16 protein-coding genes are annotated in these 14,633 nt (G+C 56.4%); 9 read left to right on the top strand and 7 right to left on the bottom strand.

What is annotated here, in order from left to right:
- Window positions 1-16: 16 nt before the first annotated feature.
- The 6 genes from K5I40_RS21070 to trmL all read left to right on the top strand — a co-directional run bounded on the left by K5I40_RS21070 (window position 17) and on the right by trmL (window position 5,492).
- Window positions 17-604 (top strand): deoxynucleoside kinase, encoded by a 588-nt coding sequence (locus tag K5I40_RS21070; protein WP_251929830.1) that lies wholly within the window; start codon window positions 17-19, stop codon window positions 602-604.
- A 1-nt stretch (window position 605) separates the two neighbouring features.
- The gene (nudI, locus tag K5I40_RS21065; RefSeq protein ID WP_223075521.1) at window positions 606-1,031 is read left to right on the top strand and encodes a nucleoside triphosphatase NudI; all 426 of its coding nucleotides are present in this window, start codon (window positions 606-608) and stop codon (window positions 1,029-1,031) included.
- Between the two features lie 276 nt (window positions 1,032-1,307).
- Window positions 1,308-2,963, top strand: coding sequence for an L-lactate permease (gene lldP / locus K5I40_RS21060; protein WP_039030141.1), 1,656 nt, complete (start codon window positions 1,308-1,310; stop codon window positions 2,961-2,963).
- On the top strand, window positions 2,960-3,733 hold the full coding sequence (lldR, locus tag K5I40_RS21055) for a transcriptional regulator LldR (protein ID WP_223075520.1): 774 nt from the start codon (window positions 2,960-2,962) through the stop codon (window positions 3,731-3,733). Before lldP ends, lldR begins: the two co-directional genes overlap by 4 nt.
- Entirely contained in the window at window positions 3,730-4,917 is a 1,188-nt protein-coding gene (lldD, locus tag K5I40_RS21050; protein WP_039030143.1) for an FMN-dependent L-lactate dehydrogenase LldD, read from the top strand. The genes lldR and lldD overlap by 4 nt, the downstream gene beginning before the upstream one ends.
- 101 nt (window positions 4,918-5,018) lie before the next feature.
- Window positions 5,019-5,492, top strand: a complete 474-nt coding sequence (gene trmL, locus K5I40_RS21045; RefSeq protein WP_039030210.1) for a tRNA (uridine(34)/cytosine(34)/5-carboxymethylaminomethyluridine(34)-2'-O)-methyltransferase TrmL — start codon at window positions 5,019-5,021, stop codon at window positions 5,490-5,492.
- Here the strand turns inward: trmL and cysE are convergent.
- From cysE to K5I40_RS21020, 5 genes are all read right to left on the bottom strand, one after another.
- Entirely contained in the window at window positions 5,489-6,307 is an 819-nt protein-coding gene (gene cysE, locus K5I40_RS21040) for a serine O-acetyltransferase (protein ID WP_223075519.1), read from the bottom strand. The two genes, trmL and cysE, sit on opposite strands and share 4 nt — an antisense overlap.
- A gap of 79 nt (window positions 6,308-6,386) precedes the next feature.
- Window positions 6,387-7,406, bottom strand: coding sequence for an NAD(P)H-dependent glycerol-3-phosphate dehydrogenase (gene gpsA, locus K5I40_RS21035; RefSeq protein WP_039030145.1), 1,020 nt, complete (start codon window positions 7,404-7,406; stop codon window positions 6,387-6,389).
- Window positions 7,406-7,873 carry a protein-export chaperone SecB gene (secB, locus tag K5I40_RS21030; protein WP_039030146.1) on the bottom strand — a complete coding sequence of 156 codons (468 nt, stop codon included), beginning with the start codon at window positions 7,871-7,873 and terminating at the stop codon, window positions 7,406-7,408. The genes gpsA and secB overlap by 1 nt, the downstream gene beginning before the upstream one ends.
- A 32-nt stretch (window positions 7,874-7,905) precedes the next feature.
- On the bottom strand, window positions 7,906-8,157 hold the full coding sequence (gene grxC, locus K5I40_RS21025) for a glutaredoxin 3 (protein WP_032615744.1): 252 nt from the start codon (window positions 8,155-8,157) through the stop codon (window positions 7,906-7,908).
- A gap of 14 nt (window positions 8,158-8,171) precedes the next feature.
- Window positions 8,172-8,603, bottom strand: a complete 432-nt coding sequence (locus tag K5I40_RS21020; RefSeq protein ID WP_039030147.1) for a rhodanese-like domain-containing protein — start codon at window positions 8,601-8,603, stop codon at window positions 8,172-8,174.
- A 247-nt stretch (window positions 8,604-8,850) separates the two neighbouring features.
- Between K5I40_RS21020 and gpmM the strand changes: the two genes are divergently transcribed.
- From gpmM to K5I40_RS21005, 3 genes are read left to right on the top strand one after another with little or no spacing between them, the layout of a single operon-like run.
- Window positions 8,851-10,398, top strand: a complete 1,548-nt coding sequence (gene gpmM / locus K5I40_RS21015; protein ID WP_223075518.1) for a 2,3-bisphosphoglycerate-independent phosphoglycerate mutase — start codon at window positions 8,851-8,853, stop codon at window positions 10,396-10,398.
- A gap of 33 nt (window positions 10,399-10,431) precedes the next feature.
- Entirely contained in the window at window positions 10,432-11,691 is a 1,260-nt protein-coding gene (gene envC, locus K5I40_RS21010; protein WP_251929835.1) for a murein hydrolase activator EnvC, read from the top strand.
- Between the two features lie 3 nt (window positions 11,692-11,694).
- Window positions 11,695-12,639 carry a divergent polysaccharide deacetylase family protein gene (locus K5I40_RS21005; RefSeq protein WP_039030150.1) on the top strand — a complete coding sequence of 315 codons (945 nt, stop codon included), beginning with the start codon at window positions 11,695-11,697 and terminating at the stop codon, window positions 12,637-12,639.
- Between the two features lie 21 nt (window positions 12,640-12,660).
- Here the strand turns inward: K5I40_RS21005 and K5I40_RS21000 are convergent, their stop codons facing one another.
- A complete protein-coding gene (locus K5I40_RS21000; protein WP_223075516.1) occupies window positions 12,661-13,464 on the bottom strand; it encodes a glycosyltransferase family 2 protein in 804 nt (267 codons plus the stop codon).
- Window positions 13,465-13,603: 139 nt separating this feature from the next.
- Entirely contained in the window at window positions 13,604-14,629 is a 1,026-nt protein-coding gene (gene tdh, locus K5I40_RS20995) for an L-threonine 3-dehydrogenase (RefSeq protein ID WP_039030152.1), read from the bottom strand.
- Window positions 14,630-14,633 lie beyond the last annotated feature (4 nt).

Genomic DNA, 14,633 nt, shown 5'->3' with positions numbered 1-14,633 from the left:
AGGTAAAAGTACACTTTTGAAGAAGTTATCCACACGTTTATTTAAACAAGACTCGTACACAATCGCTATAGATGAAAAAAGCGTTCATCATTCTCTTCTGCCTTATCTGTTCGATGATACAAGAAATTACGGTTATCTTATTCAACTTAATTTTATGATACAACGTGCACTGATCATAAAATCCTGGCTGGATAAAGGCTACAATCTAATAATGGAACGTTCTCATCTTGAAGATTATATATTTATAAGTTTTATGTACAAAGCTGGCTACGTAAATAAGATTCAATACGACTCCTATATTGAACTATGGAAAAGAATTAGCGAATTACTCATAGAACCCGATATCATTGCTTTAATTAATTATTCAGTAGATCATTCTCTTTCTCATCTTAAAAATGATGAAATGCAAGGAATAAGGCCAGAAGAATTTCCTAATGAAGAAATGAAAATTAAATGGATATCAGGTTGGCATGCAGAGTACCAGAATTATGTGGATAATCTTCCAGAACATCTAAGCCAACGGGTGCAGGTGTGTAATCATCCTGATAATATCGAATCATTTTCTGATAAAATAATTCAAAAAATTATGTTTTTAAGGAGATAAAATGCGTCAGAGAATAATCGTGTGCCCAGTGATCCAAAACAAAGGCGAGTATCTGCTTTGTAAAATGGCATCGGACCGTGGCGTTTTTCCGGGACAATGGGCCCTCCCTGGCGGCGGTATGGAACCGGGTGAGACAATGGAAATCGCACTAAGGCGAGAAATCAAGGAAGAGCTAGGTGAAGATCTTCTTATCACTGACATTCAACCGTGGGCATTCCGGGACGATACCCGTCTTAAAACCTATCATGATGGTGCCACTGAGGAAATTTACATGATCTATCTTATTTTTGATTGCGTGAGTGCCAACCGGAATATCAGCTTCAATGAGGAATTTCAGGAAATTATCTGGGTATCACCTGAAAAGCTTAAAGATATGGACCTAAACGAGGCCACCCTGATCACTTTCGCTCAAAAAGGGCTCCTTTAACGATTTTTCGTTTTGCTTGATGAGCGCGGGGTTAGTGCATTCTTTGCAAGCCCCGCTCAAATTGGCCCAACCAATTCCGCAACCAACCCTTCCCTGGTTCACACTTCCATAATCTTCACTTACAAAATCATTGCCGACCAATAACATTTGGTTAACCATTTGTTGTCATTAACCCTACATCACACTATTGGCAGGACCACTTTTACACTGAATGTGACGCAGAGATGAGCACAGACTCACCGCCTCACAACCAGTGTGGTCCTCAGGAGACCTGCAATGAGCCTCTGGCAACAAAACTACGATCCGGCAGGAAACATCTGGCTGTCGAGCCTGATCGCCTCGCTACCTATCCTGTTTTTCTTCTTCGCGCTGATTAAACTCAAGCTGAAGGGATACCTTGCCGCGACGTACACCGTCGCTATTGCCCTGATGGTCGCGCTGTTCTTCTACAAAATGCCGGTCGATCGCGCGCTGGCCTCTGTCGTCTATGGCTTCTTCTACGGCCTGTGGCCGATCGCCTGGATAATCATTGCTGCGGTCTTCGTCTATAAAATCTCGGTCAAGACCGGGCAGTTCGACATTATCCGCTCGTCGATTCTTTCCATTACGCCGGACCAGCGCCTGCAGATGCTGATCGTCGGCTTCTCCTTCGGCGCGTTCCTTGAAGGGGCCGCCGGATTCGGTGCGCCAGTGGCGATCACCGCCGCGCTGCTGGTCGGGCTGGGCTTTAACCCGCTGTATGCCGCCGGGCTGTGTCTGATCGTTAACACCGCGCCGGTGGCGTTTGGTGCGATGGGCATTCCGATTCTGGTCGCCGGGCAGGTGACCGGGCTGGACAGCTTTGAGATTGGCCAGATGGTGGGCCGTCAGCTGCCGTTCCTGACCATTATCGTGCTGTTCTGGATCATGGCGATTATGGACGGCTGGCGCGGCGTGAAGGAGACCTGGCCTGCGGTGATGGTCGCCGGTGGCTCGTTCGCTATCGCCCAGTACCTGAGCTCAAACTTCCTCGGCCCGGAACTGCCGGACATTATCTCGTCCCTGGTTTCTCTGGTCTGCCTGACGCTGTTCCTGAAACGCTGGCAGCCGGTGCGTATCTTCCGCTTTGCCGATATGGGCGCCTCGCAGGTCGATCAGACCCTGGCCCGCACCGGCTACACGCCGGGACAGATTGTCCGCGCCTGGTCGCCGTTCCTGTTCCTGACCGCGACCGTTACCCTGTGGAGTATTCCGCCGTTTAAAGCCCTGTTCGCTCCGAACGGCGCGCTGTACGACATGGTGGTGAATATCTCCGTGCCGTTCCTCGACAAGATGGTCGCGCGTATGCCGCCGGTGGTGCACGACGCCACGCCGTACGCGGCGGTATTCAAGTTCGACTGGTTCTCTGCCACCGGCACGGCAATCCTGTTTGCCGCTCTCCTCTCCGTGGTATGGCTGCGCATGAAGCCGGCTGCTGCGGTGCAGACGTTTGCCGCTACCCTTAAAGAGCTGATGCTGCCGATCTACTCCATCGGCATGGTGCTGGCGTTCGCGTTTATCTCGAACTATTCCGGTCTGTCATCGACGCTGGCGCTGGCGCTGGCCCATACCGGCTCCGCGTTTACCTTCTTCTCGCCGTTCCTCGGCTGGCTGGGGGTGTTCCTGACCGGGTCAGATACCTCGTCAAACGCCCTGTTTGCGGCCCTGCAGGCCACGGCCGCCCAGCAGATTGGCGTGTCGGATGTGCTGCTGGTGGCGGCCAACACCACCGGCGGCGTGACCGGCAAGATGATCTCGCCTCAGTCCATCGCCATTGCCTGTGCGGCGGTAGGCCTGGTGGGCAAAGAGTCGGATCTGTTCCGCTTTACCGTTAAACACAGCCTGATATTTACCTGCATGGTCGGGGTGATCACCACCCTGCAGGCCTATGTCTTAACCTGGATGATCCCATGATAGTGATGCCCAGACGCCTGTCCGACGAGATCGCTTCTCGCGTGCGGGCGCTGATTGAAGAGATGCAGCTGGAGGCGGGCATGAAGTTGCCCGCCGAGCGCCAGCTTGCCACCCAGCTTGGCGTGTCGCGCAACTCGCTGCGCGAAGCCTTAGCGACCCTGGTCAGCGAAGGGGTTCTGGTGAGCCGTCGCGGTGGCGGCACTTTTGTGCGCTGGCAGCATGATGACTGGTCCGGACAGAACATTGTTCAGCCGTTGAAAACCCTGATGGAGAACGACCCGGACTACAGCTTTGATATCCTCGAAGCCCGCCACGCCATCGAAACCAGCACCGCCTGGCATGCGGCCATGCGGGCGACCGAGGCGGATAAAGAGAAGCTCAAGGCCTGCTTTGAAGCCACGCAAAGCAGCGACCCGGATATCGCCTCGCAGGCGGACGTGCGTTTTCATCTGGCCATCGCCGAGGCCTCGCACAACGTCGTTCTGCTCCAGACCATGCGCGGCTTCTTCGACCTGCTGCAATCCTCCGTTAAGCAGAGCCGCCAGCGCATGTACCTGGTGCCCCCCGTTTTTGCCAGGCTGACCGAGCAGCACGAGGCGGTACTCAACGCCATTCTTGCCGGTGATGCCGAAGCCGCACGCGCAGCGATGATGGCGCATCTGGGCTTCGTCCACACCACCATTAAACGATTCGATGAAGATCAGGCCCGACAGGCGCGTATTACCCGTCTGCCTGGCGACAACGCTATTTCCAGGGAGAACAATTCATGATCATTTCCGCAGCCAGCGATTATCGCGCCGCCGCCCAGCGCATTCTGCCGCCGTTCCTGTTTCACTATATCGACGGCGGAGCCTATTCCGAATACACCCTGCGTCGCAACGTGGAAGACCTGTCGGAAGTGGCCCTGCGTCAGCGCGTGCTGAAGAATATGTCTGACCTGAGCCTTGAGACAAAACTGTTCAACGAAACGCTCTCCATGCCGGTGGCCCTCGCCCCGGTCGGGCTGTGCGGCATGTATGCCCGTCGCGGTGAAGTGCAGGCCGCAGCGGCGGCGGATGCGAAAGGCATTCCCTTTACCCTCTCCACCGTCTCGGTCTGCCCGATTGAAGAGGTCGCCCCGACCATCAAGCGCCCGATGTGGTTCCAGCTGTACGTCCTGCGCGATCGCGGGTTTATGCGCAATGCCCTGGAGCGCGCCAAAGCGGCAGGCTGTTCGACCCTGGTCTTTACCGTGGATATGCCGACGCCCGGCGCACGTTACCGCGATGCCCACTCCGGGATGAGCGGTGCGAACGCAGCGATGCGCCGCTACTGGCAGGCGGTGACGCATCCGCAATGGGCCTGGGATGTGGGGGTGAACGGTCGCCCGCATGACCTGGGGAATATCTCCGCCTATCTGGGTAAACCGACGGGACTGGAAGATTACATTGGCTGGCTGGCGAATAACTTCGATCCGTCGATCTCGTGGAAAGACCTGGAGTGGATCCGCGAGTTCTGGGATGGCCCGATGGTGATCAAAGGGATCCTCGATCCGGAAGATGCCCGGGATGCGGTGCGCTTTGGCGCGGACGGGATTGTGGTGTCGAACCATGGCGGTCGTCAGCTCGACGGCGTGCTCTCTTCGGCCCGCGCCCTGCCCGCCATTGCCGATGCGGTCAAAGGCGATATCGCCATACTGGCAGATTCCGGTATCCGCAACGGTCTGGACGTGGTACGCATGATTGCCCTCGGGGCCGACACCGTGCTGCTGGGCAGGGCGTATCTGTACGCTCTGGCGACCCACGGTCAGGCGGGGGTGGCGAATCTGCTGAACCTTATCGAGAAAGAGATGAAGGTGGCGATGACGCTGACCGGCGCGAAAACCATCCCGGAAATCAGCAAGGAGATGCTGGTGCAGGAGTTGAGTAAGATCCCTGCCGGGCTGGCACCACTGGCGCAGGGAAATGCGGCTTAGGTTGGTGCGGTCTGATCCCCTCACCCTGACCCTCTCCCCAAAGGGGAGAGGGGATGGTAAGCTGCCCCCCGCAATTTCAGAGCCTAATGAAATGGGGCAGCATGCTTAACATCGTCTTATTTGAACCAGAAATTCCGCCTAATACCGGCAATATTATCCGCCTGTGCGCCAACACCGGTTTTCGTCTGCACATCATCGAGCCGATGGGCTTTACGTGGGACGACAAGCGTCTGCGCCGCGCCGGGTTGGATTATCATGAATTTACCGCCGTGATCCGCCATAAGGATCAGGCCGCATTTATGGAAGCGGAAAAGCCGGAACGGATCTTTGCCCTGACCACTAAAGGCACGCCTGCCCACAGCGCAGTTAGCTATCAGGAAGGCGACTATCTGCTGTTTGGCCCGGAAACGCGCGGCCTGCCGGCCACCATTCTTGATGCCCTGCCAGCTGAACAAAAAATCCGTATTCCGATGATGCCGGACAGCCGCAGCATGAACCTGTCGAACGCGGTGTCGGTGGTGGTGTATGAGGCCTGGCGCCAGTTGGGATACCCTGGCGCCATTCTCAGAAGTTAAATCCCGTCGCCATACTCAAAGGTATGGTGGCCGTTGAAGAACTGATCCATATCCATCGCCGGTTTATCGCTGTCCGGCTTGCCGACGATACGCGCCGGAACGCCTGCGGCGGTGGTATGCGGCGGTACGGGTTGCAGCACGACTGAACCGGCGCCAATCTTCGCGCCGCGCCCGACTTCGATATTGCCGAGGATCTTCGCGCCTGCGCCAATCATTACCCCTTCACGAATTTTCGGGTGACGGTCGCCGCTGGTTTTCCCGGTCCCGCCGAGGGTTACGGACTGCAGGATCGAGACGTCGTTTTCAATCACCGCCGTTTCACCCACCACAATACCGGTCGCGTGGTCGAGCATGATGCCACGACCAATTTTCGCCGCCGGGTGAATATCCACCTGGAAGGTCACGGAAACCTGGTTTTGCAGGAAGATGGCCAGCGCGCGGCGGCCTTCGTTCCACAGCCAGTGGCCGATACGGTAGGACTGCAGGGCGTGGAAACCTTTCAGATAGAGCAGCGGTGTGGAGTATTTATCCACCGCCGGGTCGCGGTTGCGAACCGCCTGAATGTCACAGGCGGCGGAGGCGATCATCTCCGGGTCGGCCGCATAGGCCTCTTCCACCACTTCGCGAATGGCGATAGCGGGCATGATCGGTGAAGCCAGTTTATTGGCGAGCATATAGCTCAGGGCGCTGCCGAGGTTTTCGTGCTTGAGTAGCGTCGCGTGGTAGAAGCTGGCCAGCATAGGCTCACAGTCAGCCAGAGCCCGGGCTTCGGCTTTAATATTGTTCCAGACGATATCCAGTTCTTCACACGGCATTGCTTACTCCAGACGTAATGATAATGACCGGCCAGTTCTTTGCCGGCCGGGTCATTCAGGTGACAACGCTTTCCTGCAGTTAACTGCTGCTACGCTCGTCCTTGCGTGCACGACCTAATAAGGTCAATGCTGCCTCGCGCGCATTTTTTCCGCAATACAATACCTGATAAATTTCCTCGGTTATTGGCATTTCGACACCAAAACGGTGTGCCAGCTCGCGGACTTCTTTGGTATTGCGGTAGCCTTCCACCACCTGGCCGATCTTCTCCTGCGCGCCGATCACGTCCATGCCCTGGCCCAGCATCATGCCGAAACGACGGTTACGGGACTGGTTGTCGGTACAGGTCAGCACCAGATCGCCTAACCCTGCCATCCCCATAAAGGTGGCCGGATCGGCACCGAGCGCCGCGCCAAGGCGGGACATTTCAGTCAGCCCGCGGGTGATCAGGGCGGTACGCGCGTTCGCGCCAAAGCCGATGCCGTCGGACATGCCCGCACCGATAGCGATCACGTTCTTCACCGCGCCGCCCAGCTGGACGCCGATAAAATCGGGGTTGCTGTAGACGCGGAAGCTTTTGCCGCAGTGCAGCAGCTGCTGCAGATCGTCAGCGAAGGTCTCGTCGGTGGAGGCCAGCGAGATAGCCGTTGGCAGCCCTGCCGCCAGCTCTTTCGCAAAGGTCGGGCCGGAGATCACCGCCAGCGGAATAGCATCCCCAAGCGCTTCACGGGCGACATCCTGCAGCAGGCGGCCAGTCTCGGCTTCCAGCCCTTTGGTCGCCCAGACCACGCGGGCATCATCACGCATCAGCGGTTTAATCTGACGCAGCACTTCGCCAAAGACATGGCTCGGCACCACGATCAGAATATTACGGCTGGCAGCAAGCGCAGTCGCAAGGTCGCTTTCAAGATGTAGTGAGTCAGGGAAAGGCACATCGGGGAGAAACGCAACGTTGCAGCGATCGGCTTCTAACGTCGCGATATGTTCAGGATTGTGGCCCCAGAGAACCACTTCGTGACCATTTCTTGCCAGGGTGATAGCAAGAGCGGTGCCGTAAGAGCCGGCACCGATCACAGTCATTGACGCATTGACAGTACTCATCAGGCATCCTGATGTTGGTCAGTACCTTCGCCAGCTTGCTGCTGCAGATAGTTCATAAACAGCGCATCGAAGTTCACCGGCGCAAGGTTCAGTTGCGGGAACGTACCGCGGGAAACCAGGCTGGTGATGCATTCACGGGCATACGGGAACAGGATGTTCGGGCAGTATGCGCCCAGGCAATGCGCCATCTGATTACCTTCGATGCCGCCGATGGAGAAGATGCCGCCCTGCTGTACTTCACACAGGAATGCAGTCTCTTCGCCCAGAGAGGCGGTTACGGTAACACGCAGCACGACTTCATACACATCTTCCGCCAGCTGGGTGGAAGCGGTATCCAGATCAAGTTTAACCTCTGGCTGCCAGTCTTTCTGGAAAACGTGCGGCGCATTAGGTGCTTCGTAGGAGACATCTTTGGTGTAGATGCGCTGGATCTGGAAAGTCATTTCGGTATTGTTTTGTTCTGACATGGAAAAACCCTTTTTAATTGTCCTAAAACGCCTTAGCGCAGCAGGGGATCAAGTCCACCACGCGCATCAAGCGCATACAAGTCATCACAGCCACCAATGTGCTGCGCATCGATAAAAATCTGCGGAACCGTCGTACGGCCACTACGTTTAATCATCTCTTCACGCTTTGCAGCATCGCCATCAATAGGCAACTCCTGGAAAGCAACGCCTTTGCTGTCCAGCAGCGCTTTTGCACGATGGCAGAACGGGCAGGTCGCTTTGGTGTAGATCTCGATATTGGCCATGACTCAACTCCTGTTTATTTACCGCGAACCAGAGGCAGATTCTCGCCGCTCCAGCCAGAGATGCCGTCTTTCAGGACAGTGACGTTAGCAAAGCCTGCTTTGACGAGGTTATTTGCCGGCTCCTGAGCCTGCATACCGGTGCCATCAACGACAATAACGGGTTTATCTTTATGCTTTTCCAGTTCGCCAAGGTTATTGGCTTTGATTTCGGTCGGCAGCAGGTTAATGGCGCCTGCAATGTGACCTTTACGGAAATCGTCGCGCTGACGCAGATCGACAACGACGGCCTCTTCTTTATTGATGAGACGCGTTGCTTCGCCGCGGTTGATCACCTTCACTTTCGAAGTGAGGCCTTTAAAAGTGGTGAACAGTACTGCTGCCAGTAGACCAATCCACGCGATACAAAGTATGGGGTGGCGGCTGACAAATTGCATAATTTCTTGCATGGGGGGTAACGACTCCCGACTGAGTGAATAAAAAACCAGGACAGGAGTATACCTGTGCGTTGTGGCAAATACAGCCAGCGACAATAAGCTAATCCATTTTCTGCGTACTGCCACGAAAAAAAGACCAAAATTCCCCTATCCTTACCCTTAGCCCGGCGGTTTCTTTGATCTTCTGCGGCTATTTGATCGATTCAGCTGTAGTAAAATTACGCAAATTTTTTGTCTTTTGAGCAAAGAGGTTGTCGCAATGTCGGTTTCTAAAAAACCTATGGTACTGATGATTCTGGACGGCTATGGCTATCGCGAAGATCAGCAGGATAACGCCATTTTCAACGCTAAAACCCCGGTCATGGATGCGCTGTGGGCAAAACGTCCGCATACGCTGATCGATGCTTCCGGCCTGGAAGTGGGTCTGCCGGATCGCCAGATGGGCAACTCCGAAGTTGGACACGTCAACCTGGGCGCGGGCCGCATTGTTTATCAGGATCTGACCCGTCTGGATGTTGAAATTAAAGAACGTACCTTCTTTGCTAACCCGGTCCTGACCGGCGCGGTTGAGAAAGCGGCGGCAGCGGGCAAAGCCGTGCACATTATGGGCCTGCTCTCTGCGGGCGGCGTTCACAGCCACGAAGATCACATCATGGCGATGGTGGAGCTGGCTGCGGAAAAAGGGGCGGACAAAATCTATCTGCACGCCTTCCTCGATGGCCGCGATACCCCGCCGCGCAGCGCTGAATCTTCTCTGAAAGCTTTTGAAGAGAAGTTTGCCGCGCTGGGCAAAGGCCGCGTGGCCTCCATCATTGGCCGCTACTATGCCATGGACCGCGACAACCGTTGGGATCGCGTTGAGCAGGCCTACAACCTGCTGGTTGAAGCCAAAGGCGAGTTCCGGGCAGACACCGCCGTTGCCGCGCTGGAAGCCGCTTACGCCCGCGATGAAAACGACGAATTCGTGAAAGCGACCGTCATCCGTGCTGAAGGCCAGGCCGATGCCGCGATGGAAGATGGCGATGCGCTGATCTTCATGAACTTCCGCGCCGACCGCGCCCGCGAAATTACCCGCGCCTTCGTGAATGCCGACTTCGACGGCTTCGCCCGTAAAAAAGAGGTTAAGCTCAGCGATTTCGTGATGCTGACCGAATACGCGGCCGATATCAAAGCGCCATGCGCCTATCCGCCGTCTTCCCTGGCGAACACCTTCGGCGAGTGGATGGCGAAGCACGACAAGACCCAGCTGCGCATCTCCGAAACCGAGAAATATGCTCACGTTACCTTCTTCTTTAACGGCGGCGTTGAAGAGTCGTTCAAAGGCGAAGATCGCATTCTGATCAACTCGCCGAAAGTGGCGACCTACGATCTGCAGCCAGAGATGAGCTCTGCCGAGCTGACCGAGAAGCTGATCGCGGCTATCGAAAGCGGCAAATATGACACCATCATCTGTAACTACCCGAACGGCGACATGGTTGGCCACACCGGTGTGATGGAAGCGGCAATCAAAGCCATTGAAGCGCTGGACGAGTGCATTGCGAAGGTGACCAAAGCAGTAGAAGCGGCGGGCGGCCAGATGCTGATCACCGCCGACCACGGAAACGCCGAACAGATGCGCGACCCGGCCACCGGCCAGGCGCACACCGCGCATACTAACCTGCCGGTCCCAATGATTTATGTCGGTGATAAATCAGTCAAAGCAGTGGATGGCGGTAAGCTTTCGGACGTTGCCCCGACCATGCTGGCCCTGATGGGCATGGAAATCCCGCAAGAGATGACTGGTAAGCCGCTGTTCATCGTGGAATAATCCCTCCCCATGAGGGGAAAGGCGATTGTTTCAATCACATGGGTCGTGAAGCCGTTACGGTTATCAGTCAGGCCTTTACTGTACGCCAGCGCACTCAGCGCTGGCGTATTGTTGTGCGCTGCATCCGTACACGCGGACGAGCGCGATCAGCTCAAAACCATTCAGGCCGATATCGCCGCCAAAGAGCGCGCGGTACGCCAGCAGCAGCAGCAGCGCTCCTCGCTGCTTGCGCAACTCAAAAAGCAGGAAGAGGCCATCTCCGCCGCCGCGCGTCAGCTGCGTGAAACCCAGAACACCCTCGCCCAGTTGAATAAACAAATAGACGAGATGAATGCGTCTATCGCCAAACTTGAGCGCCAGCGTGCGGCTCAGGAGCGCAGCCTTGCCGCCCAGTTAGACGCGGCCTTTCGCCAGGGTGAACACACCGGCGTTCAGTTGATCCTCAGCGGCGAAGAGAGCCAGCGCGGTCAGCGCCTGCAGGCCTATTTCGGCTATCTCAACCAGTCCCGCCAGGAGACCATCGCTCAGCTGAAGCAGACGCGGGAAGAGGTCACCACGCAAAAAGCGGAGCTGGAAGAGAAGCAGAGCCAGCAGCAGACCCTGCTTTACGATCAGCAGGCCCAGCAGGCCAAACTCGAGCAGGCGCGCAACGAGCGTAAGAAAACCCTTACCGGGCTGGAGTCCTCCATTCAGGAAGGCCAGAGCCAGCTGAGCGAAATGCGCGCTAACGAATCTAAACTGCGCAACAGCATCGCCCGCGCGGCAGCGGCCGCCAAAGCGCGCGCCGAGAAAGAGGCCCGTGAAGCGCAGGCCGTGCGCGACAAGCAGCAGGAAGCCTCCCGCAAAGGCACCACCTACAAACCCACCGAAAACGAACGCTCGCTGATGTCCCGCACCGGCGGTCTGGGCTCTCCGCGTGGTCAGGCCTACTGGCCGGTACGGGGCTCAATTCTGCATCGCTATGGCGAACAGCTGCAGGGTGAGCTACGTTGGAAGGGGATTGTAATCGGCGCATCGGAAGGCAGCGAAGTGAAAGCTATTGCCGATGGCCGGGTGATTCTCGCCGACTGGCTGCAGGGTTACGGCCTGGTGGTTGTGGTTGAGCACGGTAAAGGCGACATGAGTCTTTACGGCTACAACCAGAGCGCGCTGGTCAGCGTTGGTACCCAGGTGCGGGCCGGTCAGGCTATCGCCCTTGTGGGCAGCAGTGGCGGTCAGGGCCGCCCGTCACTCTATTTCGAAATTCGTCGCCAGGGTCAGGCGGTCAATCCACAGCCGTGGTTGGGAAGATAAGTTTTGCTTCAATTTCGTCGTATGGTTTTTCCCCTCGTCAGCGCACTGGCGCTGGCGATGCCGGTTTACGCAGGTAAACTCGCTATCGTTATTGATGACTTCGGTTATCGTCCACACACAGAAAATCAGGTCCTGGCGATGCCGTCCGCCGTCTCTGTCGCCGTCCTGCCAAACGCACCTCACGCGCATGAAATGGCCACCAAAGCCCATAACAGCGGGCATGAAGTGTTGATCCATCTGCCGATGGCGCCGCTCAGTAAACAGCCGCTGGAAAAGGATACGCTGCGCCCGGAGATGAGCAGCGACGAGATCGACCGCATCATCCGCGAGGCGTACAACAAAGTGCCTTACGCGGTAGGGTTGAACAACCATATGGGCAGCGCCATGACCTCCAGCCTGTTTGGCATGCAGAAGGTGATGCAGTCCCTGGCGCGCTATAACCTCTACTTTCTGGACAGCATGACCATCGGCAACAGCCAGGCGATGCGCGCTGCCCAGGGCACCGGCGTGAAGGTGATTAAGCGCAAAGTGTTCCTCGATGACACGCAGAACGAAGCCGATATCCGCTTCCAGTTTAACCGCGCCGTGCAGGTAGCCCGTCGCTCAGGTTCGGCTATCGCTATTGGTCACCCGCATCCGTCCACCGTTCGCGTATTGCAGCAGATGCTGCCATCCCTGCCTGCGGATATCACCCTGGTTCCGGCGAGCAGCCTGCTCAACGAGCCGCAGGTGGATACCTCCCGGCCGGTCAGCCCGCCGCCCGCCGGCGCTGCGCCTGGCACAAAACCGCGTAACCCTTTCCGTGGCGTGACGCTTTGCGCACCTAAACAGCCGCCGGAGCCGGTCTACGTTACCCGCTACTTCTCGGTGATTGGTGAAAGCATCAGCCAGAGCACGCTGGTGAAATATGTTCAGCTGCAGTGGCAGGGATGGGGTAAGAAAAGTTAATTCCACCTCAGGCGGGATGGCTTACTCAATGACGTGGGAGTCCGCGTGCTTTTTTTTGCTCGCGGACGCCTTTTGCTCCTTGTGCTGATACCAGGCTTTGAAATATTTCAGAAAGCTGTAAAAGGTGGCGTAAAGACCGGTCACTACGCCGACTCTCCCCTGGCGCCACGCGCCGCTGAACAGATACCACTTGAAGAACGCGCCGATGGCGCTGATTGCACCGCGCGCAATCGACGGCCTGATGGTCTGGTACTTCACCAGGCGAGTGGTGTAGCTGTTGAGCTTGTTGAACACTTCATGCAGGGAATAGAAGGTGTCATGGCGCACGCGGCCCGGGATTTTTACCGACTGGATCGCCCCTTCCACTTTGTCATCCACCGGCCGCTGATTAAAGCGCGCCTGGGTGCGGTTAAACAGCCGTACCGGGAAGTCAGGTGAAGAGATGGGATAAATAGTGCGTACCTCTTCTCCCAATACGTGCCAGTAGCGGGAGATGCGCCACGCCAGCTGCGGATGAGGTTCCTCGCCCGCCTTCAGCTGCAGGATGAAATCCACGGTTTCCGCATCCAGAATCTCATCGCTGTCCATGCATAACACCCAGTCGTTGCTCGCCAGATCGATGGCGTGATTCATCTGTAAGCCATGCATGGCATAAGGGTGATGATGGGTGCTGATGCCGTACTCCTGGCAAATGGCTAACGTGCCGTCGTGACTGCCGGAGTCGAGGACAACGATCTCATCGGCGACCACCATCAACGGAGGTAACACCTCTCGCAGCAGTCGCGCTGAGTTACAGGTCAATAAACAAACGGTGAGCTTGAACATAGGCGCTGTAAAGTTGAGTAAACTTCCAAAGACTCTATAAGCGCAGGGGGAAAAAAGCGAAGAAAAGTTGGTGGCAATCCGGTTGTGGACTAAAAAACGTGAGGCCAGCGAAAAAAAAGCGCCCGCAGGCGCTTTTTACTTAATTCCAGCTCAGGATAACTTTCCCTGACTGGCCTGAACGCATCGCGTCAAAGCCCTGCTGGAACTCATCGATGGAGAAGCGATGAGTAATGATTGGGGAGAGATCCAGACCAGACTGGATAAGCGCCGCCATCTTGTACCAGGTTTCGAACATCTCGCGGCCGTAAATACCCTTGATGAACAGCCCCTTGAAGATGACTTTGTTCCAGTCGATGGACATATCCGACGGCGGAATACCTAACATTGCAATACGTCCGCCGTGGTTCATGGTGTCGAGCATGGTGCGGAACGCCGGCGGCGCACCGGACATCTCCAGACCGACGTCAAAGCCCTCGGTCATGCCCAGCTCTTCCATCACGTCGTTCAGATTCTCTTTAGAGACGTCCACCGCACGGGTAACGCCCATTTTGCGCGCCAGCGACAGACGGTATTCGTTCACATCGGTGATCACAACGTTACGCGCACCCACGTGTTTCGCCACGGCTGCTGCCATGATGCCGATTGGGCCTGCACCGGAAACCAGTACGTCTTCGCCCACCAGATCGAACGACAGCGCGGTGTGCACCGCATTACCAAACGGGTCGAAGATGGAGGCCAGATCGTCGGAGATGTTGTCCGGGATTTTGAAGGCGTTGAACGCCGGGATCACCAGGTATTCTGCGAAGCAGCCCGGGCGGTTAACGCCCACGCCGACGGTGTTGCGGCACAGGTGGGTGCGTCCGCCGCGGCAGTTACGGCAGTGGCCGCAGGTGATATGGCCTTCGCCGGAGACGCGATCGCCAATTTTAAAGCCTTTCACTTCCTGACCGATGCCAACCACTTCGCCGACGTATTCGTGACCGACAACCATCGGGACTGGAATGGTTTTCTGCGACCACTGGTCCCAGTTGTAGATATGTACGTCAGTACCGCAGATGGCGGTTTTACGAATTTTAATCAGCAGATCGTTATGACCGACTTCCGGCTCCGGAACGTCGGTCATCCAGATGCCTTCTTCCGCTTTCAGTTTGGATAACGCTTTCATCACA

This window comes from Leclercia sp. LTM14 (assembly GCF_023736175.1).
GTDB lineage: Bacteria > Pseudomonadota > Gammaproteobacteria > Enterobacterales > Enterobacteriaceae > Enterobacter > Enterobacter barmai.
The sequence above is the reverse complement of the archived record's forward strand: the minus strand, read 5'-3'. Positions and strand labels throughout refer to the sequence as shown.

Bases quoted from the DNA above. Each gene is read 5' to 3' on its own strand.
- gpsA (WP_039030145.1), bottom strand. From the start codon at position 7,406: ATGAGTACTGTCAATGCGTCAATGACTGTGATCGGTGCCGGCTCTTAC.
- secB (WP_039030146.1), bottom strand. From the start codon at position 7,873: ATGTCAGAACAAAACAATACCGAAATGACTTTCCAGATCCAGCGCATC.
- K5I40_RS21000 (WP_223075516.1), bottom strand. From the start codon at position 13,464: ATGTTCAAGCTCACCGTTTGTTTATTGACCTGTAACTCAGCGCGACTG.
- K5I40_RS21020 (WP_039030147.1), bottom strand. From the start codon at position 8,603: ATGCAAGAAATTATGCAATTTGTCAGCCGCCACCCCATACTTTGTATC.
- gpmM (WP_223075518.1), top strand. From the start codon at position 8,851: ATGTCGGTTTCTAAAAAACCTATGGTACTGATGATTCTGGACGGCTAT.
- lldP (WP_039030141.1), top strand. From the start codon at position 1,308: ATGAGCCTCTGGCAACAAAACTACGATCCGGCAGGAAACATCTGGCTG.
- grxC (WP_032615744.1), bottom strand. From the start codon at position 8,157: ATGGCCAATATCGAGATCTACACCAAAGCGACCTGCCCGTTCTGCCAT.
- cysE (WP_223075519.1), bottom strand. From the start codon at position 6,307: ATGCCGTGTGAAGAACTGGATATCGTCTGGAACAATATTAAAGCCGAA.
- lldD (WP_039030143.1), top strand. From the start codon at position 3,730: ATGATCATTTCCGCAGCCAGCGATTATCGCGCCGCCGCCCAGCGCATT.
- nudI (WP_223075521.1), top strand. From the start codon at position 606: ATGCGTCAGAGAATAATCGTGTGCCCAGTGATCCAAAACAAAGGCGAG.
- lldR (WP_223075520.1), top strand. From the start codon at position 2,960: ATGATAGTGATGCCCAGACGCCTGTCCGACGAGATCGCTTCTCGCGTG.
- tdh (WP_039030152.1), bottom strand. From the start codon at position 14,629: ATGAAAGCGTTATCCAAACTGAAAGCGGAAGAAGGCATCTGGATGACC.
- trmL (WP_039030210.1), top strand. From the start codon at position 5,019: ATGCTTAACATCGTCTTATTTGAACCAGAAATTCCGCCTAATACCGGC.